Source organism: Bacillus sp. PK3_68 (genome assembly GCF_003600835.1).
Classification (GTDB): Bacteria; Bacillota; Bacilli; order Bacillales; family Domibacillaceae; genus Pseudobacillus.
In genome coordinates this window covers 3,770,183-3,789,535 of the sequence record NZ_NQYC01000001.1, presented here as the reverse complement: position 1 = coordinate 3,789,535, position 19,353 = coordinate 3,770,183, and the positions used below count along the sequence as shown (strand labels likewise).

24 protein-coding genes are annotated in these 19,353 nt (G+C 39.5%); 3 read left to right on the top strand and 21 right to left on the bottom strand.

The features are described from left to right. Window positions 1-9: 9 nt before the first annotated feature. The 15 genes from CJ483_RS19060 to CJ483_RS18990 all read right to left on the bottom strand — a co-directional run bounded on the left by CJ483_RS19060 (window position 10) and on the right by CJ483_RS18990 (window position 10,587). Complete coding sequence (locus CJ483_RS19060) at window positions 10-1,032, bottom strand: Nif3-like dinuclear metal center hexameric protein (protein ID WP_120036640.1); 1,023 nt, start codon at window positions 1,030-1,032, stop codon at window positions 10-12. Window positions 1,033-1,165: 133 nt separating this feature from the next. Further along, a complete protein-coding gene (locus CJ483_RS19055; protein WP_120036639.1) occupies window positions 1,166-1,528 on the bottom strand; it encodes a Na-translocating system protein MpsC family protein in 363 nt (120 codons plus the stop codon). Window positions 1,529-1,624: 96 nt separating this feature from the next. Next, window positions 1,625-2,107 carry a RidA family protein gene (locus CJ483_RS19050; protein ID WP_259455718.1) on the bottom strand — a complete coding sequence of 161 codons (483 nt, stop codon included), beginning with the start codon at window positions 2,105-2,107 and terminating at the stop codon, window positions 1,625-1,627. 24 nt (window positions 2,108-2,131) lie between these two features. Then, window positions 2,132-2,380, bottom strand: coding sequence for a ferredoxin (locus CJ483_RS19045; protein WP_120036638.1), 249 nt, complete (start codon window positions 2,378-2,380; stop codon window positions 2,132-2,134). A 21-nt stretch (window positions 2,381-2,401) separates the two neighbouring features. Next, window positions 2,402-3,418: an NAD(P)/FAD-dependent oxidoreductase gene (locus tag CJ483_RS19040; protein WP_120036637.1), complete on the bottom strand. Its 1,017-nt coding sequence runs from the start codon at window positions 3,416-3,418 to the stop codon at window positions 2,402-2,404. Window positions 3,419-3,667: 249 nt separating this feature from the next. Then, window positions 3,668-3,871, bottom strand: a complete 204-nt coding sequence (locus CJ483_RS19035) for a hypothetical protein (protein WP_120036636.1) — start codon at window positions 3,869-3,871, stop codon at window positions 3,668-3,670. Between the two features lie 62 nt (window positions 3,872-3,933). Continuing rightward, window positions 3,934-4,284, bottom strand: coding sequence for a 2Fe-2S iron-sulfur cluster-binding protein (locus tag CJ483_RS19030; protein ID WP_120036635.1), 351 nt, complete (start codon window positions 4,282-4,284; stop codon window positions 3,934-3,936). 103 nt (window positions 4,285-4,387) lie between these two features. Next, on the bottom strand, window positions 4,388-5,071 hold the full coding sequence (locus tag CJ483_RS19025) for a GntR family transcriptional regulator (RefSeq protein ID WP_120036634.1): 684 nt from the start codon (window positions 5,069-5,071) through the stop codon (window positions 4,388-4,390). Window positions 5,072-5,111: 40 nt separating this feature from the next. Continuing rightward, window positions 5,112-5,642: a chromate transporter gene (locus tag CJ483_RS19020; RefSeq protein ID WP_120036633.1), complete on the bottom strand. Its 531-nt coding sequence runs from the start codon at window positions 5,640-5,642 to the stop codon at window positions 5,112-5,114. Continuing rightward, on the bottom strand, window positions 5,639-6,235 hold the full coding sequence (locus CJ483_RS19015; protein WP_120036632.1) for a chromate transporter: 597 nt from the start codon (window positions 6,233-6,235) through the stop codon (window positions 5,639-5,641). Before CJ483_RS19015 ends, CJ483_RS19020 begins: the two co-directional genes overlap by 4 nt. Window positions 6,236-6,342: 107 nt before the next feature. Then, on the bottom strand, window positions 6,343-6,822 hold the full coding sequence (locus tag CJ483_RS19010; RefSeq protein WP_120036631.1) for a GlcG/HbpS family heme-binding protein: 480 nt from the start codon (window positions 6,820-6,822) through the stop codon (window positions 6,343-6,345). Between the two features lie 25 nt (window positions 6,823-6,847). After that, the gene (locus CJ483_RS19005) at window positions 6,848-8,314 is read right to left on the bottom strand and encodes an aldehyde dehydrogenase family protein (protein ID WP_220702344.1); all 1,467 of its coding nucleotides are present in this window, start codon (window positions 8,312-8,314) and stop codon (window positions 6,848-6,850) included. Between the two features lie 165 nt (window positions 8,315-8,479). Beyond that, window positions 8,480-9,208, bottom strand: coding sequence for an iron-containing redox enzyme family protein (locus CJ483_RS19000; protein WP_120036629.1), 729 nt, complete (start codon window positions 9,206-9,208; stop codon window positions 8,480-8,482). Between the two features lie 194 nt (window positions 9,209-9,402). Beyond that, on the bottom strand, window positions 9,403-10,185 hold the full coding sequence (locus CJ483_RS18995) for a creatininase family protein (protein WP_120036628.1): 783 nt from the start codon (window positions 10,183-10,185) through the stop codon (window positions 9,403-9,405). A gap of 69 nt (window positions 10,186-10,254) precedes the next feature. Further along, entirely contained in the window at window positions 10,255-10,587 is a 333-nt protein-coding gene (locus CJ483_RS18990) for a 2Fe-2S iron-sulfur cluster-binding protein (protein ID WP_120036627.1), read from the bottom strand. A gap of 253 nt (window positions 10,588-10,840) precedes the next feature. Here CJ483_RS18990 and CJ483_RS18985 point away from each other — a divergent pair, with 253 nt between their 5' ends. The 3 genes from CJ483_RS18985 (at window position 10,841) to CJ483_RS18980 (ending at window position 13,013) form a co-directional block, all read left to right on the top strand. Then, window positions 10,841-11,176: a hypothetical protein gene (locus CJ483_RS18985; RefSeq protein WP_120036626.1), complete on the top strand. Its 336-nt coding sequence runs from the start codon at window positions 10,841-10,843 to the stop codon at window positions 11,174-11,176. A gap of 455 nt (window positions 11,177-11,631) precedes the next feature. Next, on the top strand, window positions 11,632-12,033 hold the full coding sequence (locus tag CJ483_RS25175) for a hypothetical protein (protein ID WP_259455717.1): 402 nt from the start codon (window positions 11,632-11,634) through the stop codon (window positions 12,031-12,033). Between the two features lie 80 nt (window positions 12,034-12,113). Beyond that, the gene (locus CJ483_RS18980) at window positions 12,114-13,013 is read left to right on the top strand and encodes a hypothetical protein (protein WP_259455716.1); all 900 of its coding nucleotides are present in this window, start codon (window positions 12,114-12,116) and stop codon (window positions 13,011-13,013) included. Window positions 13,014-13,085: 72 nt separating this feature from the next. Here the strand turns inward: CJ483_RS18980 and CJ483_RS18975 are convergent, their stop codons facing one another. From CJ483_RS18975 to CJ483_RS18950, 6 genes are all read right to left on the bottom strand, one after another. After that, window positions 13,086-13,781 carry an NAD(P)-binding domain-containing protein gene (locus CJ483_RS18975; protein ID WP_120036625.1) on the bottom strand — a complete coding sequence of 232 codons (696 nt, stop codon included), beginning with the start codon at window positions 13,779-13,781 and terminating at the stop codon, window positions 13,086-13,088. A gap of 110 nt (window positions 13,782-13,891) precedes the next feature. Next, window positions 13,892-15,343, bottom strand: coding sequence for a hypothetical protein (locus CJ483_RS18970; protein WP_120036624.1), 1,452 nt, complete (start codon window positions 15,341-15,343; stop codon window positions 13,892-13,894). A gap of 589 nt (window positions 15,344-15,932) precedes the next feature. After that, on the bottom strand, window positions 15,933-16,619 hold the full coding sequence (locus CJ483_RS18965) for a GntR family transcriptional regulator (protein ID WP_120036623.1): 687 nt from the start codon (window positions 16,617-16,619) through the stop codon (window positions 15,933-15,935). Window positions 16,620-16,772: 153 nt separating this feature from the next. Beyond that, the gene (yyaC, locus tag CJ483_RS18960; RefSeq protein ID WP_120036622.1) at window positions 16,773-17,315 is read right to left on the bottom strand and encodes a spore protease YyaC; all 543 of its coding nucleotides are present in this window, start codon (window positions 17,313-17,315) and stop codon (window positions 16,773-16,775) included. A gap of 228 nt (window positions 17,316-17,543) precedes the next feature. Continuing rightward, window positions 17,544-18,059, bottom strand: a complete 516-nt coding sequence (locus tag CJ483_RS18955; RefSeq protein ID WP_120036621.1) for an isoprenylcysteine carboxyl methyltransferase family protein — start codon at window positions 18,057-18,059, stop codon at window positions 17,544-17,546. Beyond that, window positions 18,056-19,126, bottom strand: a complete 1,071-nt coding sequence (locus CJ483_RS18950; protein ID WP_120038155.1) for a type III polyketide synthase — start codon at window positions 19,124-19,126, stop codon at window positions 18,056-18,058. The genes CJ483_RS18955 and CJ483_RS18950 overlap by 4 nt, the downstream gene beginning before the upstream one ends. Window positions 19,127-19,353: the final 227 nt, after the last annotated feature.

Below are 19,353 nucleotides of genomic sequence, written 5' to 3'. Positions count from 1 at the left end.
CTTATCTTACTAAGATAATTGCACCGATTTTTTATTTACAAGATACTTGCCGGCCATTTGTTTTGCGTATTGTTTCATTGGCAGAGTGCCCATTTCATGCAAGGCAGTACTCGTTACTCGCTCCCGAAAAACGACTATTTCTACATCCGGCAGCAGTTGATCTAAGGCATAAGCTAACGGCAGGCCATTTTCAAGTATTTCTAATACGTGGCAATTCCCAATGATAAAATTCAGTCCGAGTTCCTTTGCCATCTCAATCAGTACGTGGCCATCATAAACCCGGCTGATGGAAGCGAGAATTGTATCTGCTTCAGGGTGTTCTTTTGCTGCTTGCCGCAAATGTTCAGGAGAAAACCCTGTGTGGGGAAAAATATGCAAAATATTGTTTACCGACGTATGTTCATCCCCCAATATAATCCTTCCTCGCGTAACGACACTCGTTTCAGTCAATGAGGGAGTATCGCGTACTTCTTTTTCTGTGAATAAAAGATCCTCTTCATGCTGCAAACCCATAAAATTATCTAGTCGATTTAGCATATCACCGAGTGTCTGTACTTCAGGAAAAGCCTTTCCTACAAATAAGACGTTTCCATGAATGCCCCCATAATTGATTTCGGTCCGATAAACTTCATGTCCATGCAGAAAAGAGATGCCTGGATGGAGCCCGTGAAAAGCTTCGTGCAATTCGAATGCAGCCACATTGTAGAGATCCAAATAATTTTTTAATGTAACCCCACCTGAGTTGGCCGCTTCTGCTATGGGATGATGAGCAACAATCGCATCTACTCCAGTAGCTCCAGCCAGTTCAATGCTTCCTTCTGTCATTGTCATGGTTACAGCAACCTTTTTTACTTCTCTTTCTAAATCACCGTAGACAAGGCCTGGTGTCTCAATTACTTCTTTCCCTGGGAGATTAGAAGATTTCATGACAACAAAAGGATGCTCTCCCCTCGTAATGTCTGATAATGACTTTACTACTCTCCCTCCAGTCATCTCATCCAAAGCATGCAATACGTCTTTTACTGTTTTCATTCCATTGCCCCCTCTAGTTTTTATAACAAAAAAACCGCCAATACAAATCATGCAGACCTAAATCTACATGAATGTACTGACGGTTTTTATGCGCTCTTAAGAGTTCACTTTACCAGTCATCCTATTAAACTGTTTATTTTGACATGTAAAAACTGACATCTTGGTCAAGGATAATTACTGTAGCTGAAAGTTCAGTGAAAGGATCATAATCTTTTAAAATGGAAAGTACCTTCATTCCGTACTTTTCTTCAATGATTTTTTTCAGGTGCTCCTTGTAAGCATCAATGATAGCCATATCTGTCATCCGGGTAATCGAGCGATTGGTCTCGTCCAAAAATTTAAGAGTTGGAATTCTCTTATGATAGGCGAGAATCAATACTTTATCCCCCATAATATCAACCTTTTGACGTTTAACTCCAATGTCAAACATCCGAAGATTAATATTGTTATAGTCTTTGATGAGCTCCTGCTTAAAGGGACCAGCCGTCCAGATCATCTAACTACTCATCCCTTCTTTTTTCGAAATAATCTGAATTATTCGATGTTTTTAATTTAGCACAGTTACACAACAATGTAAACCCTTTCATAGAAATTATTCAAATTCTACTATCATCTCTACTTCTACAGGCGCTCCTCCAGGCAATGAGGACATTCCAACGGCTATACGCGCATGCTGATTTTCTTCTCCGAAAATATCGTTTAGCAAGTCAGAGGCTGCATTAATCACTAGGGGATGATCTTTAAATTGGCTGTCTGCCGCCACATATCCATTTACTTTAAGTACTTTTGTCACTCTATTCAAGTTCCCGAGAATTTCCTTTAAGGAAGCTAGTAAATTCACTACGCATATCCTTGCCCCATCCTGCGCCTCCTCCATGCTGATGCCTGACGTACCGACCACCCCAACATATTTTTGACGGCCATCTACCTTTGGGGTTTGTCCTGACAATATAACCGTATTTCCTGAAATTACACCAGGAATAAATGGGTGTGGATTAGATGGCGCATCAGGCAGTTGAATATTTAATTCTTGCAATCTTTTTTCAATGTTACTTTTTACTCCTTTGTTCATCATGACAATTCCGCCCTCCTGCTTTCATTACTCGAACTTGTTTGGATCCCCGTCGAACGATGCATCAGAAATCCGAATAGACTCCGTTGGACAGCCATCAAATGCATCTTCAAGCCCTTCGGTTAAATTATCTGGTATGGGAGTTGTTCCTTGATTATCGTCTAACAAGACGTAGGAGATTCCTTCTTCATCATAATCAAAAATTTCTGGTGCTTCTGCCCCACAAGATCCGCATGCAATACAAGTTTCTCTATCCACAATTGTATATTTGGCCACCCTTAATCTCCTTCCCTTTATCTATTTTCCTATCGGGACTGCTTCAGGCAGCCCTATGGATGTGCTGTGAAGCGGCTGCACTCTTGCCTGTGGATCCATATAAGCCTTTGCATTATTAACTGCCGTCGGAGCCTCACCAAAACCTACTGCTATCAGCTTTACTTTGCCAGGGTATGTGCATATATCTCCTGCTGCATAAATCCCCGGAATATTTGTTTCCATTTTGGAATTCACAACGATACTCCCCTTTTGAATATCAAGCCCCCAGTTCTTTATTTCTCCCAGACTTGATATAAAGCCAAAGTTTACGATTAAATCATCTAATTCTATTAGTCTTTCTTCAGATGTTTGGTTATTAGCAACAATAATTTTTTCCAATTTTCCCTTTCCTCTTAACTCTTTAATCTGATAAGGAGTTAAAATATTGACACTCGATTGTTTCAATTGATTGACGCTATGTTCATGAGCACGAAACTTATCTCGCCGATGAATAAGAGTTACTTCTCTGGCAATCGGTTCAATCATTAATGCCCAGTCTACAGCCGAGTCTCCTCCGCCATTAATGACAACCTTCTTATCAGCAAACTGATGAAGATCGTTAATAAAATAATGAAGATTTTTCGATTCATATAAACCAGCTGATTCATGCGGCAAGCGTCTCGGTTCAAAAGCTCCTGCTCCGCCTGTAATAATAATTGTTTTTGAGAAGTGGATGGCTTTATCCGTTGTAATTTTAAAGCCATCCACTTGTTTTTCAACATGTAGCGCACACTCTTCAAGTGCAACAGCCGGATTGAATAAGAGAGCTTGCTCCTTTAAAGCATCAATAAGCTCTTGAGCACGAATTTTCGGAAATCCTGCTACATCATAAATAAATTTCTCGGGATAGAGTGCGGCTAATTGTCCGCCTAATTGAGGCATGCTGTCAATGATTTTAACGGAAGACTGGCGCATTCCTCCATAGAAAGCAGTAAAAAGTCCAGCAGGCCCTCCACCAATTACCGTGATATCATATAATTTGTTCTGGTGATCGTTCACCGAAAGATCCTCCTATAATAATGATTTGAATGACTGTTTACTTCTTATTAGTGTTTATACTTTAAAAAAACTTTTCGAATGAACGTTCATCGCTGCCTAATTAGTATGTTGACTCTGTTCTACTTAATTGTTGATTTTCCCTGCAGCAATCCATCATCCTCTGTGTCACGTGCGCTCCTATAGGGGCAATGGCCGCCTTTCGCTCCAATGATCTGTTAAAAAACGTTTATCTTTAACAGGGACATTATTTTAAACAGATTGTTTTGGCTCACTTTTTGTTAAGTAATAGAGTGTTTGCTTGCGTTTATAGCTAAGAGGCTCATGTGCATAATAGATTTTGGCCACTGCGCGATCATTGCAAAGAGAACATTTAATTTGATAAGGAGTTTTACTGATATGAGGTGCTTCTAATAATGTTAACGCTTCTTTCATATGACTATTGCAGACCCACATGCTGTCACCTCTTATAAATTGATTTTGTCAGGGATTCTCAAGAAGTAATTGGATAAAAGCATTTATTTAGTCGTGGATACTTCTTTTTTCAGTTTATCTGGTTTTCTCTTTTTCACTTGTTGAGTGACTTCCTCATCCCAGGAAACAGCAATATCACCTGTAGTCACAAATGTCTGGCAGCCTAATCGATAGCCTTTTTCCAGCCACTCTTCTCCTAATTTTCTTCTTTCCTGTATTTTTACGTTATCGAGAAATTCGGCCCCTTCTTCTGTCTTAAATACACAGGTACCACAAATTCCGCCGCCGCAGCGATTTGGCAATTCCCCATCATAGCGGAGAGACATTCTTAAAATATTAGAGTGTTCCGGAACTTCCAATGTTTTTTGGCTATTAATAAAATGAATGTTAGGCATTTTTTCTTCCTCCTCTTTTGTTTGGTATACAATATACCATATTACGAATTTTCTAACAATATAAAAATGTCAGAATTTTTACGTATAAACTGTCTATACACTATTAGTTTTTCGTTCTTTTTTCTTTCACTTGTTGAATATAGCTGATATATGCTTTTTTAGAGTTTTCAATGTGTATTCTCATTAAGTATTCAGCCATTTCTATTTCTTTATTGCGTAGAGCCTTCATAATATCAAGATGTTCTTTTAAGGACTCCTTTCTTCTTCCGGGCGTTTCATACCCCATATTTGCTGACATATGAATATAATCTGTTAAACCCGATAAGATCTCGAATAATTTTGGACTCTTGGCTGCCTTATTAAGAAGATGATTCATCTGGATGTGTTCACTATTAAAATCTTCTTCCCCTTGTTCTTCTAGCTTTAATAACTGTTGGATTTTTTCGTCTAATTCTTTTTGTGTCTCTTCATCCATCCTCTGTGCGGCTAATTTTGCTGCAAGCACTTCTAATGAAGAAAGAATGGTAAATACTTCAATAACCTCTTCTTCAGAAATCTCTGAAACGACAACACCTTTTCTTGGCACTGTTTGAACAAACCCTTGAGATTCGAGACGAAATAGAGCCTCACGGATCGGTGTACGGCTAATGGCTAACTTTGCAGCAAGCTCTCTTTCAATTAGACGGTCCCCTGCTTTATATTTCCCTTCAAGAATCCGTTCTTTTAAATATAAATAGGCATACTCCCGTATGGATAAAAAACTTTCCTCTTTCCAATTCATCTCCATATAATCACCCGCTTTTTATTTCAAGCTTCCTTACTCTCCATCATGATAAAAAAAATCCCCCGTAAAAAAGAGCACAAACGATGACTAATGACGGATGGACCTTTAGTTTTCCAAGTGTCAAATAACTGGCTAACGTCAATAATAAAAGGTGGAATACCCCGCTATCTTCAAAAGCCGTTAAAAAAAATTGATAAGCCATCACTGCGAGTAATACAGCAATAATTGGCTGAACTGATTTTGTCATCAACTTAACCTTAGGGGAATCTTTAAATAAGTTTATAAACTTAAATAAAATAATAACGGCAATAGCAGAAGGAAGGATTGTCGCCGCTAGTGCTATCACGGCACCAAGAACACCCCCTAAATCATACCCGATAAAGCCTGCCAGTTTCGTTGCGATGGGGCCTGGCAGCGCATTGGCAATCGCTAACACATCGGCAAAGTCTGATAATGACATCCAGTCGTAATTTTCAACCACTTCATTTTGAATCAACGGAATGGTTGATGGCCCGCCTCCGTAGCCAAGCAAATTAGCAATGAAGAATGCCCAAAAAATATCCCAATAGATCATAAGCTTTTTTCCTTTCTTTGCATGTTGTTTTCATTTGCACGAGCTGCTTCCTTTTCCTTGTAGGAGGCAATGAAGAAAGCGGTAGCGAGGAAAACAGCGATTAAGATACCGGGATGCAGGCCAAGCGGTTCTACAAATATGAGGGAAGCGATAGAAAATATAAGCATTCTTGATAGCCCTAGCCCCTTGCGTCCATTTTCAAAAAAACGATAGGCCATTTCTGCAAGCATAAATCCAATCACTGGAGTCACGCCTTGAACCATCCCGCTCACTATTGGCGACTGTCGAAAAGTATACAGTGCTCCCAATAAGAAAATCATCGCCACAATAGATGGCACAATATGCGTAAGAATCGCCACAGTTGCTCCTAAATTTCCTTTTACTTTAAACCCGATATAGGCTGCCATTTTCGTAGCGATCGGTCCAGGTAACGTGTTAGCAAGCGCTAGTATTTCTCCAAACTCCTCTTCTGTCACCCACTTGTACTTTTCTACTGCTTCGTACTCAATTAGCGGAATAGTAGAAGGACCGCCTCCATAGCCGGTTACACCAGTTCGGGCAAACCCAATAGCTAAATCCACATAAGCTTTCAAATAAATCTTCCTTTCTCTCTAATAAAAATGAATGGGGCCTTCAGCCATTGGCGAATAAGGACCTCATCCACCCTGGACAGGTACTATGAATGAGGTCCCCGCTATGTTTATTTTTTTATATCAGCTTCTGTGATTACCTCTAAGCCGTCTTTTTCAAGGTGCTGCTGCAAGGCTTGCAAAGCAGCGGTTCCAACCGCCGTATCCTGTCCTCCATTCCCTCCGCTAATGCCGATTCCACCAATTACTTCACCGTTCACCACTATTGGAAAACCACCGACAAATACAGCAAACTTACCCGGGATCATCAATTGAATGCCAAATGCTTCATTTCCCGGAAGAGCAGGTCCATTTGGTTCTTTATTGAATAGATGGGTAGACCGCTTGTGACCGGATGCCGTATAAGCTTTTGCGATGGCGATTTCCGGTCCAGTGATTCTCGCTCCATTCATCCGTTCAAGGGCCAGAAGATTCCCTCCGTCATCAACTATGGCAATGGTTTCGAGCACCTGTATTTCTTCTGATTTTTGTTTTGCTGCTTCAATCATTAATTTCGCTTCTTCTAATTCTAGCTTTAATACTTTTTTCATTTATGTTCTCCTCTACTTTTCTTTATTAATAACCGATATAAACTGTTTTCACTTGAGTGAAAAATTCTAACCCCGTTCTACCCGATTCACGGAATGTAGAGGTGCTTGATTTTTTCAAGCCTCCGAAAGGAGCATTCATTAAGTTACCGGTGGTTGTTCGATTTACTTTGACCGTTCCCGCTTGAATTTCTTTTGTAAATTGATGGGCAATCTTCAGGTTATTTGTGACGATCGATGCTGATAACCCATACTCGACATCATTGGCAATTGCTATAGCCTCTTCGTATGTTTCTACTGCTATAACCGCCACAACAGGTCCAAAAATCTCTTCTCTTGCAATTCGCATATCCGGCCTGACATCTGTGAAAACAGCCGGTTGCACATAAAATCCATTACGATATTCTTTTCCCGTCAGCTGTTCACCGCCATACACTAAAGAAGCGCCGTCTTCTTTTCCATAGGAAATGTATTTCAAAACATTTTTAAGCTGCTTTTCATTGGCGAGCGGTCCAATTTTTACTCCATCCTCAAAACCACTGCCAATTTTCAACTCACTTGTTTTCTCAATTAGCTTTTGAATATAGCTTTCTTTCACGTCCTCTAGAACAATCACTCGGCTCGTTCCAGTGCACGCCTGTCCGGTTAAGGAAAATCCACCATTAATCGTTAAGTTCACTGCTAGTTCAATATCGGCGTCATCCATAACAATAATCGGGTTTTTTCCTCCCAATTCCATTTGTGTCCGGGTAGTAAAGGATGATTTCCGGTGAATATCCTCTCCTGCAGCCGTTGATCCTGTAAAAGTAACCGCCTTTACCGAGGGATGGGTAACAAGCAGATCGCCTATGTCCGATGACTTTCCTGTAACGAAGTTAATAACACCTTCAGGAATGCCGGCATTATGTAATGCCTCAACGAGACGCAAAGCAATGAGCGGGGTATCAGATGAAGGCTTGAATACAACCGTATTGCCAGTAATCAAAGCTGGCGCAATCTTTCTAGCCGGAATAGAAAGCGGAAAGTTCCATGGAGTAATCACACTAGCCACACCAAGCGGTTCCCTTTCCGTTGACACGTTCATATGAGGATCATCGTTCGGAAATGTTTCTCCGGTAAAGCTCTGCCCCTCTACCGCATAGTAGCGAAATGTTTGTGCGGATCTTATGACCTCATTTCTAGCATCCTTAATATGCTTTCCTTCTTCTCGGGTTAACTCCTCCGCCAGCTTATCTGCATTTTCTTCCAATATACTTGCTGCTTGATTCAAGATAGCTGCCCGCTTGGAAGGAGCTGTCTGTGCCCACTGCGGAAAAGCTCGGTTGGCCGCTTCAATAGCAAGCTGTATGTCTTGATCATTTGAGGCTTGAAACGTACCAACGATTTCTTCTTTATTAGCAGGATTAAGACTATCGAATGTTCGGCCGCTTGTAGACTCTGTCCACTGGCCATTAATGTAATTGCTGAACGTAATTACTTTGGTTGTCAACACAATTATCACCTTTTCTTCTTAATGTCTTTCCTTTCTTGCGAAAACAAATTCCCTAAGAAAAACGGACCGTCACTCACAACCTCGATTTCACAAGATTAAATTTGACGGTCCGCTATAAATGCTCATCCAGTTAAAACCTCTTTATTGAGCTGATTGTTTAATTGTTCATTAAGATTGGACTAATGCTCCAAGATCTTTCTCCAGATACTCTCTCCATAAGCCATCCATATACATCCGCCGCATCTTTGCCCCTACACGAACGATTTCTAGGCAACGTTGCTGGAGTTCAGGTGTATCGGCATGGTCGAGTACAATTTTGTAACCGCGCTCTCCATGAATCTCATCCGATACAATATGCAAATCGAAGAATTCAATTTCTTCATCTGTAAATCCGTATGCCTCACGTAAAGCTGGTGTTTGCTTTCTATAAATATCAGGAACTTGAGATTCTAAACCGACAACTAAAGCTGCAGTGGCAACAACAAAATGTTCACGAGCCGCTACTGCATAGCACCAGCTTTGGAGGCCCAATGTAGTAGGTGCCATATTATTTGGATCCATTACGCGTTCGCCCGTTGTTCCACAAGCTTCTGCAAATCGAATGAGCAAATCAGTATGGCGATCAGCAGCGATTTCTTCTTCATACATGTTTTGTAAAGTAAAGTCTTTTGCAGAAGTGTATTTGGGATTATCAGGAGTATTGTGATAAATGTAGGCCAGGTAATCCGCGAACGGCCCGACGTAATGGTAGTGATTTTCAGCCCATTTAGCAAAATGCTTTCTTTCCAATTTTCCTTCAGCCCAAGCAATAGTGAATGGCGCCTTTTGGCTGTGATTGCCCTTGATCGCTTCTTCTAACTCTTTCCGAAATTCGTCTTTCGATAACAAACCTGTCATAATGAATCTCCTCCTTAGGTTTATTGGTGCACTTAAATTGGTATTTGATATTTTGTATACCAAATGTGTTTAAAAAATAAAAAGATTGGCTCTTCTATCCCTCTCTTTTTGAACTATATTAAACTATTTGGTATACCTCTAGAACTGATACTAAACTATTTCTCTTTATTTGTAAACATAATATTTCAAATTTTTCAAAAATTCAACTCATTGATATTCACTCTCTCTAAATCTAACAACTCCAAAAGCTCTTCCGTCAGACGGTTAAGCGCCTCCTCGACAATCTTTTCTCCTATTTCACGACTCGCCTCCATGGCATTTCCAATACAGCCGTTTTTTGTCATCTCCTCATAACGATAAAAGCCTTGAATAGCACCGCCGGGCCTTAGCTGCCGCCACCTTCCCTCAATTTGAATCTCTCCCTTTGTTATCTTATCTTTACGTACAAGTTCTGGAGCTAAATAAAGGGCTTCGGACACTTCTCTCTCACAGCTGTGTCCAAATAATGGAGAAGAAATATAACTTTTTATAGATTCTTTTGCGGCAGCAGTCGTTTTAGCATAATAAACTTCCACTTCAAATTCTTTAGACAAAAGTGCGGATGCTGTATTTAGGGTAGCCATATTTCCACCATGCGCATTTAAAAACAAGAACTTTTTAATACCGTGATGTTGTAAAGACGAGACAACATCTCTTAAAATAGCGATTAACGTATCTGGCTGCAGAGAAATTGTCCCAGGAAAATTCAAATGATGTGGCGATACGCCCATACTAATTGTTGGAGTAATCAGCACGTAAGGAAACATCCTATCACCGAGCCGCTCAGCCATTTTCTCTGCCAGTACAGCATCGCAGCTTTCTGTCATATGCGGTCCATGCTGTTCATGAGCACCAACAGGTACAACTGCAAGCTGAACAGTTTCTAACGCTGACTCCACTTCTTCCCACGTCATTTTCGTTAAGTTGTAACACTTCATTGCCAATCAACTCCTGAACAGCTTTTGACTTTTGGCATTTTGTATACCTTTATTGTTAAAAAATAAAAACTACTTCATCGTAGCAGTGGTTCGTTTTTTGGGCGGCTTTATTGAAATGTTTTCTTGCGACAATTCAACATCACCTGTGATTGTTAACTGACAAGTTAGCCGGTAACCCTCATTTACTTTGTCACCGAGCATTTTTTCTTCTTTCCAGTTTGGCGGTCCGAGAGACTCTGTACCTTCAATCACTTGACAGGTGCATTTCGTGCATCTACCCATCCCACAACCATACTTTAATTTAGGAAATTGTCTGATCGCTGCCAAAACGACTAAATTAGCATTGTCCTTTACTTCTTGTTCTACAATGGATCCATCTACATGAAGTTTGACTTTCGGCATAGCACTGCTCCTTTTCTGTTTATTAAATGAAAATGGATATCTGCCCAAATTATAGCCTTTCTAAAGAAAAAAAGCAAATATATATTAGAATTATTAAAATATTTAGAATACAGCTTGAACTTTTAAAAAATATCGTTTAGACTGGGATATAGAATTATTTGGTATACAAAACACCAAAAAAGATAGTTACCTTTCTTTGTCTTCCTTTCCAAGAGTAGTTTAAATTAATTAATCTAATGAAGGAGTGTTGAAAGTGGGAAAATATGTAGTATTAACAAATAAAGATACGTTCCAAACCGTACTCGATAATGAAGGATTAAAGCCGGTTGAAACTTATCACTTTTATTTCTTTGATAATCTAAAGGCTAAGTATACCATTGCGGAAGTGTTAGATGACGATATGAAAATTCAGTTGTTTGAAGAATATGAAGGAAAAGAATACGTCAATCACATTGGCATTAAATTTTTTGAGAAATTTGAAAGCATTGAAGCGGCGCGTGAAGAATTAGATGAAATTGTTAAAGCTTCTGGGAATAGTACCGATTCGATGCATTCTAAACTTGTTAAATCAGAACATGTAGCTGTTTAGCTAATCGTGCAGACAATCGGCTTCCCAGTCGGAGAGAAAAACTATTCTCTCCGACTTTTTTATTTACCTTCTTTTGAAGCCTCTATGTATAAAAATAGGGCTATTCAATGGAATAGCCCTGCAATTCTTTAGAAATTAAGTGTTTTTCTCAATCTCAATAATTTTTTTTCTGCTTTCTCCATTGCTCTTTTAGAACCAAATAAAAAGTTATACATTTTGACCCCTCCACTGATTAATTAGTTTTATTATACTATGAATATTAAAAAAAACAATAAAATTGTATACCAAATACCAAAATTATTATATAATTATGAAAAAACTAAGAAAATATTGCTTGAACAGCCCTTTTTGGTATACCTTTTTCTATAAAAGAACGTTCCACGATTAAAAGAGTGGTGTTTCGAATTCACATTATACACCGGGGTCCGCTCTATTATTAAAGGCTAGGTGATCATATGCTCAGATTTTTGTTTTTGGTTCTTATCACTTTCTATTTATTCTCTGCTCTCTTCCCCCAGTGGGATATCCAGCCGCTTCTCTCTGTTCTTTGTCTTACGGCGGTGGCAATTACATTTTGGGCAACCAAAAAATTCGTTCAAATATTGGGAAGTATTTTTCTAGCCTCTGGCCTATGGCTGCTTTGGACAAGCGGGGCATCTTGGCAGGAATACCTTCTCTCCTTCGGCCCGATGCTCGACTTGCTAACCATGTTTGTACTTATTCCTATATTAGGCATACCTATTCGACTTGGTGAATATGGAAGCAGTATTCAGTCTCTTATTCAGAAGAAGGTAAAAACATCTGGACACCTTTATATGCTTACTTCTGGTATCTCTTATTTTTTAGTATTTTTATGAATTTAGCTACTTTGCCAATGACTTATCATTCCATTAGGCCCGCCCTCAGCATTTTCCCTGTTCAGCATAAAGAGCGCTTTATGAGCCGGGCAATTACACGCGGGTTTGCCATGCCTTTAACATGGGCACCAGTAACCCCTATCGTTGGAATTGTAATTGTAATGACAGGTGTAAGCTGGGTTTCTGTTCTTCCTTACCTTATTCCATTAAGTTTATTTGGATTGCTGATGGATTGGTACATAGGCTCCCGCAAAGCCAAAAAGATGCCCCTCTCTTCTGACAGTATCTCGATGCATGAAATGGCTGTCAGTGTAGAACAACATCCAGCGAGTCGTGCGGGCCGGGTATGGCAAATTTTGCTCGCTATTCTTATTTTCAATGTAACTATTTCTATCGCTGAACTGCAATTCTCTTATTCCTTTTTAACTCTTGTATCATTAGCAGTTATTCCCTTTGCGTTTGTCTGGTCGCTCTTATTAAGGAAAGGAAAAGCATTTGGCAAACAATTATTGGAGCATTTTAGAGCTTTTTCTATTGGCATGAAGGATCAGTTTTTTATTTACCTGTCTGCTGGTTTTTTCATTTCAACCATCAAAATCTCTCATACCAATGAATTGCTATATGATTGGATTACAAGCCTGATCAATGTCATTGGCGTAGAATTCTTTTTAATATTGCTGCCTCTTATCCCTTTGGCTTTTGCCTTTATCGGTTTGCATCCTGCTGTTACGCTCGCTCTAATGGCAGAGGCTTTAGCTCCTGATGTCATTGGAATTTCTCCAGCCGTTCTGACTGTTGCCATGCTTGCTGGGGCGGTGTCTGCATTCTTAGTAGGACCGTATAATGCAACGATTGGTTTGATGTCCAATATTGCAAAAGAAAGCTCCTACAAGATATCTAATTGGAATCTTGGGTTTACCTTCCTTTATATTGGGTGTGTGGCGATATACCTATTTATGTTGCAGCTACTGACCCCCTAAATATTCAAAAAGACTGGCTCGTATGCAAATAAACTTCACATATGGGCCAGCCTTTCTTTTATGCCTTCCCTTTTATGTCCTGTCGAGAATATTTCTACGCTCCCTCTGCAATTCAGCTGCGACCTCTCTCCCGAAATGACCAAGTGTTCCTTCACTGTAAGAACGCAACACTTCGGGAGCAATGGAAGTTAACGCTCGTTCGACATATTTTATATCAAGTTCTTTCTTTGTGAATTCACGTTCAATGTCTAAGGCTGTTTTAACTGCATGATAAGTTGCTAATTTATTCACTTGAACTAGCCGCTCTTCACTATCCTGCTTGATTTCACCGAGAAATTGAAATATTTTTTGGATGCTAGATGGCAATGGGGACTCTGCAATAAATAGGCCATTCCCCCGCTCCAGTAACTCTCTGCTATGACCCATAAACTTTACCCCATAAATGGATAAGTGCGGAAATTTGTGTTTTACTTCTTTCGTATAAAGAGTGGTAGCCATGTTAACGACATGCATGCTGGAAGTACCGATTTCTTTAGCTATAAATTGCTCAATAAACGGAATGACCTCTTTCGCCGGCAAAGCTAGAACAAGAATATCTAAGTTTAGAAGATCTTTCTCCATGAGTACCTGTCCGTGTTGATAATGTTGAACAAACTTTTCTGCTTTCAACTTGTCTGGGTGATATACTGCTACTGTTTGATTGCTGTCAGACCAATGCTTCATCATGGCCGTGCCTAATTTTCCTATCCCTATCAAACCAACTCTCATAATCTCACTCTCCTTTCTTTCCTACTTTAAAACAGGACGATCCAAAAGAACAGTTGGTTTCTGTCTTTCAGGTCGTCCTGCATGCTAAACAATCGCCTTTGAAGCTGTCATTACCAAATTACAATAGCCAGCAATGTCGCAATAAATAACCCAACTATAACCGGGATAAAATTCTTTCTGGCCAGTTCAATCGGCGACAATTGAAGAAAGCCTGCTACAGCTACAAGTGAAGACCAGGCAACAATGGTTCCTCCTCCCCAGATCGCTCCCATTTGTCCGATCGCGGCCATCGTTGACGGGTCCATCCCTACTCCGTCTGCTAATGCACCAGACAATGCCCCTGTTAGTGGAAGACCAGAAAATCCAGAACCATCCAGTCCAGTAATTAAACCTACAATAAGAATACCAATCCCAGCAAATAGAGCGTTCTGAGGAATAAAAGTTTGACCTGCCTGTACCATATCAAAGAGAAAGGCTGGCGTAGCAGCTCCTTCCTTTAAAGAGAGGATCGAGCCTGTGAATTCTCCACTACCCATAAAAAAGAAGCCAGCAATCGGAATAACAGGAGCCATCGCTCGAAAAGCAAAGACAAATCCTTCTGTTAAATGGTCACTAATTTTATCAAGCGCATGAATGCGATTAAAAGCAATCGTAGCTAATATTAATAGGATAGTCGCTACCCCTCCGACAAAAGCCGCTCCGTCTGTTCCTTCAAATCCAGAACCGCCAACAAGCTTTGTTGAAAACATATAAATCATAACCGCTAACATTGATAAAGGAACGATTACTGCAAATACTTTCCCCCATGTTTGTTTTCGTTGAACGATTTCTGCATTTTCATCTACCGTTGCAGCTAGTTCATCAGCGACATTGAAGTAAGCCTTTTCCTCTTCATTAAAATCAGCTTCCGATCTAGCAGCTGAATTTTGTGAAATCGCTTTTCGGGCTTTCATATAAACAATGGAAAGAGCGCTCAAGCCAGTCACAAGGGAAAGAACCAACACTTTATCAGTAACCAATAGTTTATCAATTCCCGCTGCCTTTGCGCTGAGCATAGGGGCGACCTGGATAATATAATCGGAAGAAAGCGCCATTCCTTGCCCTGCAATGACAATAACCATTCCGGCAGTCATCAATGGAAGGCCTGCCCGGACAGCTGCTGGTACGAGCAAAGCACAAATGAGCGGCACAGCAGGAGTGGGCCAGAAAAAGAGTGAAATAACATAAGTGATAATAATTAAAATAAAATAAGAGACATGTCCGTTTACCATTACTTTTTGTATAGGAGCAATTAATTTCTTATCAGCTCCTAAGTCCTTTAAAGAATTGAGGAGAGCAATCATTAAAGAAATGATAAGAAAGATGCTGAAAAGTTCTTTAGCTGCTACAAGATTCGCGTTAAAAACTGCTTGAAATCCAGAAATAACATTGCCTTTATATACAATAGCTACTAAAAATGTACCAATGATAACAGGCAAAACAACCCCTTTTCTAAAGAGCATTGTAGAAATAACTGCCACAGTAACAAGCGCATAAAGCCAGTGAGCTAATGTTAGTTCCATATCTTTCCTCCAATGTTTAATAAGATAAAAAGCCAGGCAAATCAATGCTTTATTTCATACTCATTGGCAAGAAGGAAGAGTTGAGCAGCAAAAAATACTTGTACAAAAGCAACTCATTATATTTTCCTTTTATAGACAAAAACAGCAAATAGAAAGCGCTTTTATTTTTTTACAGAGATAGTATTCTCTCTTTAATCTTGTTTTTCATCTTTTGTATACTGTGCATTGTATACCAACATCTCCGAAAAATTATTTCTTGCCATTTTTCAGCCTAATCTCCAACAGGCTGATGGACAAGAATTCCCTCAATCGGCTTTTTATTCTCTGTCTACTATCCAAATCCCTTCATCTTATCCCTCCTTCTTTTAGTATCTCTAGTAACAAGTCAAAAAGATTAAAATCAATATATCACTAAAGATAGTTTTTAGTCAAATGATTTTAAAAATTTAGACAATTGCAACAAACTATTCCTGTTCCTCCGTTTGCAAGTCTGATAGTCTTCATACGTTGGCTATATAATAGGAATGATGTAGCTTCTCCTCATTTCAAATGAATGAAAAAGAAGGACTTCTATGTCCTTCCTGATCTTTTAGAGTTTTTCTTTAGCTTTTTTGTCTTGATTGACTGCCTCTATATAAGCTTTTTTTGAATTTTCAATGTGGATTTTGGTTAAATACTCTGCCATTTCAGCTTCCTGATTAATGATTGCCTTCATAATATTAAGGTGTTCTTCCATAGATTGTCTGGGTCTTCCCGACTTTTTAAATCCTGTTTTTGCAAAAGCCCTTATGTAATCGGTTAAGCTGCTTAGCATTTCATGTAGTTTGGCATTTTTTGCAGAACTGTATAACAAGTAATTTAATTCGGTATGCAAGTCCGAAAAATCTGATTCTTTCTCATCTTTTAGCTGTGTTTCTACCTCTTCTATATAGTGAGCAAACTTTTGCTTCGTTTCATCGTCAAGCTTTTGAACAGCTAACTTCGCAGCCAAGACCTCCAAAGAAGAAAGGATAGTGAATACTTCAATAATCTCTTTATCTGAAATATCCGCCACAATAACACCTTTTCTTGGCACTGTTTTTACAAAACCCTGTGACTCTAATCTGAATAAGGCTTCACGGATCGGTGTGCGACTAATATTTAGTTTTTCAGCCAGCTCCCTCTCTACTAGACGATCTCCCGTCTTAAGCTCACCGTCCAATATTAAGTCTTTTAAGTGCAAATATGCTCTTTCCCGTATAGAGAGCAAATTCTCCTCTGACCAATTGTTTGCCAATTGTCCATCCCTCTTCCCTTTATTGTATATCGTATACCTTATAAAAATTATAACTTACTCTTTCTGTAAAGATCAAACCCCTTCTATTACACTGGAAAAGTACAGATAAATAGGAAGAATAGCGATTTTGCAGAGCCAAAAAATTTTTACTTTTTATGTTAATGAAATCTTTTCAGTAGAAAGTGTCTTAGTGATCACTTTCGTAATTGCTTTTGCAAGATTGATCACTGTGTAAAGCCGGGTGTTATTTAAAGACTGTGCAGGTGATAGCGGATCTAAATAATTCACTATTGCTCTCAAATGCAAATCCCCTACTTGAGGCAAAGCTTTATTAAGAGCGTTTCCCGGGATAAACGGTTCTTCTTTAAAGAGAATAAAGCCAATTTGATGTTCATCCCCTAAACAAGCATCAATTCCAAACACCAATGGATCACTATGTGTTTTATAAATTTCCTTTAAAACCTTTTCTAAATTTAAAGCGTGGACAGGCTCTTCCAGCGTACCGTATATAGGATAGGGAATTTTTTCTTTTTTCAGCATCGTTCCAACGAGAGGGCCGAGCGAATCTCCTGTCGAACGATCGGACCCGATGCATAAAAAAATAATTTCTTTATTAACTGAATGCTGCAGAGCCCATCTTACTTTACTAGCCAAAATCTCTATTTCCCTCTCATCGATTTGGTCTTTGGCAGCCATGTAGTATCCTTTTTTGCCTTTACTTCATTCTTTTTCCGCTTGGGAAAAGGCCACATATTCATCCCTATCCTCTCTATCTATATAGGTGTAGTAGTAAAAATAATCAAAATCTTATGTTCTATTCTATCAGGTATTTGTTATTTTTCACATCCTTCCTCTCCTTGTTCAACGATTGTTCATCTTATTCTTATGATAGAAAGGGGATAATAAAAGAAAATATCGGCTGCTTTAAATTCTTTTCAATTTTTGCAGTGCCTTTTCTTCTGCTGGGATTCGTACGAAAAGCAATAACAGTGCATTTGCAACAGAAAAAATTAATGCTGTTCTCCATGCTCCGAAGATGAGCGGAAGTGTGACAATCTCAGTAGCTACTACTACATAGTTTGGATGGGAAATCCAGCGGTATGGACCACGTTTTACTCTCCATGCTCCTGGAAGAACAAGAATTTTTGTATTCCAAAATGGACCAAGAGACGCAAGAGACCAGATACGAAGTACTTGAGCAATTAAAAAAACAGTAAAATACCACTGCCACCCCCATGCCAGCTCTGTTCCCAAATAAAGGGCCTCTGCTAGCAAAGAAACAAAGAACAGGATGTGGAGCCATACAATCCATTTATAATGATCCGCTCCTATTTCTATAGCTCCCTGAGCTCTCATTCTCTTTTCATTGGAGCGAGCATAAATAACTTCCAACAGCCGTTGGATAACAACAAAAATGAATAGGATAAAAAAAAAGTTCATGATTGCTTCTCTCCCCATTCCATCCAGACCATCTCTGAACTAAACCCCGGTCCAAGCGCCGTGAGTAGTCCCTGTTCACCAGAATCAGGCTGCTGACTCATCACTTCCTTTAAAACGTATAGCACTGTCGGAGAGGACATGTTCCCATGAGAGGCTAACACGTTTCTTGATGGGGCCGTTTTCTCTTTTGGAAATCCTAGTGACTTTTCGTAGGCATCAATTACTTTTTTTCCACCTGGATGGGCAATAAAGTGGTCGATTTCAATTAATTCTTTGCCGAGCTTATCTAAAAAAAGAGCGGCATTGGGCTTTAACCAGTTTTCAATAATATTTGGAATATCCCTAGAGAAAACGACGTGCAGCCCTCCTTCTTTTACATCCCAGCCCATAACGTCTTCAGAATCAGGCATTAGTGTGGACTGTGTACCTTTAGTATAGAATCCTGCTCCCTCAACTTGTGCCTCTTCACCGGTAACTAGCGCACACGCTGCACCATCGGCAAATAAGGACGTGCCGATCAAATTGCTTTTTGACATATCAGCATGCTGAAAAGTTAAGCTACATAATTCGATGCAGAGTACGAGCACTTTAGCGTCCGGATAAGCAAGACAATAATCATGTGCCCGGCTGATCCCCGCTGCACCACCTGCACAACCGAGTCCCCAAAGTGGGATTCTCTTTATATGAGCAGGAAATTTTAGTTCATTCATAATACGGGCATCAATAGTCGGTGTCGCCATTCCCGAGCTGGAGACAAAAATAAAGGCATCAATGTCCTCTTTATTGATCTTGGCTTCTTGCAAGCACTTTGTGACAGCTCTGCTTCCGAGACGGACAGATTCTTCAATATATTTCTGATTTTTTTCCTCTAATCCTCTCTCTTTCTCAAACCATGATAATGGAGCTGCAAAATATCGGCTTTCAATTTGTCCGTTACCGAATACCCGCAATAGTCGCTCAATGTCGGTGTAATGCTCTCCAAACAAACTCCTTACAACTTTTACTACTTCTTTTTGATCAAAACGATACGGCGGATTCTCAGTCACTACACTCCGAATAAACGGCATCTCTTTCTCATCCCTTCTACCAACTAAATAATTTACTTGTATCTTTCCCTCTTTAAATGGCTCATACACCCGTCTGTATTGGTTTTTGAAGAGTTTGTTCATCCTCTGTGCCGCCACATTAATTTATCCTTCTAGTGTATAAATTCAATGTAACACTCTTTTTACGATCGTTCATTTAATGTTAATGCAGGAGATCTAGCATACGTTGACGAATAGTTTATTTATTG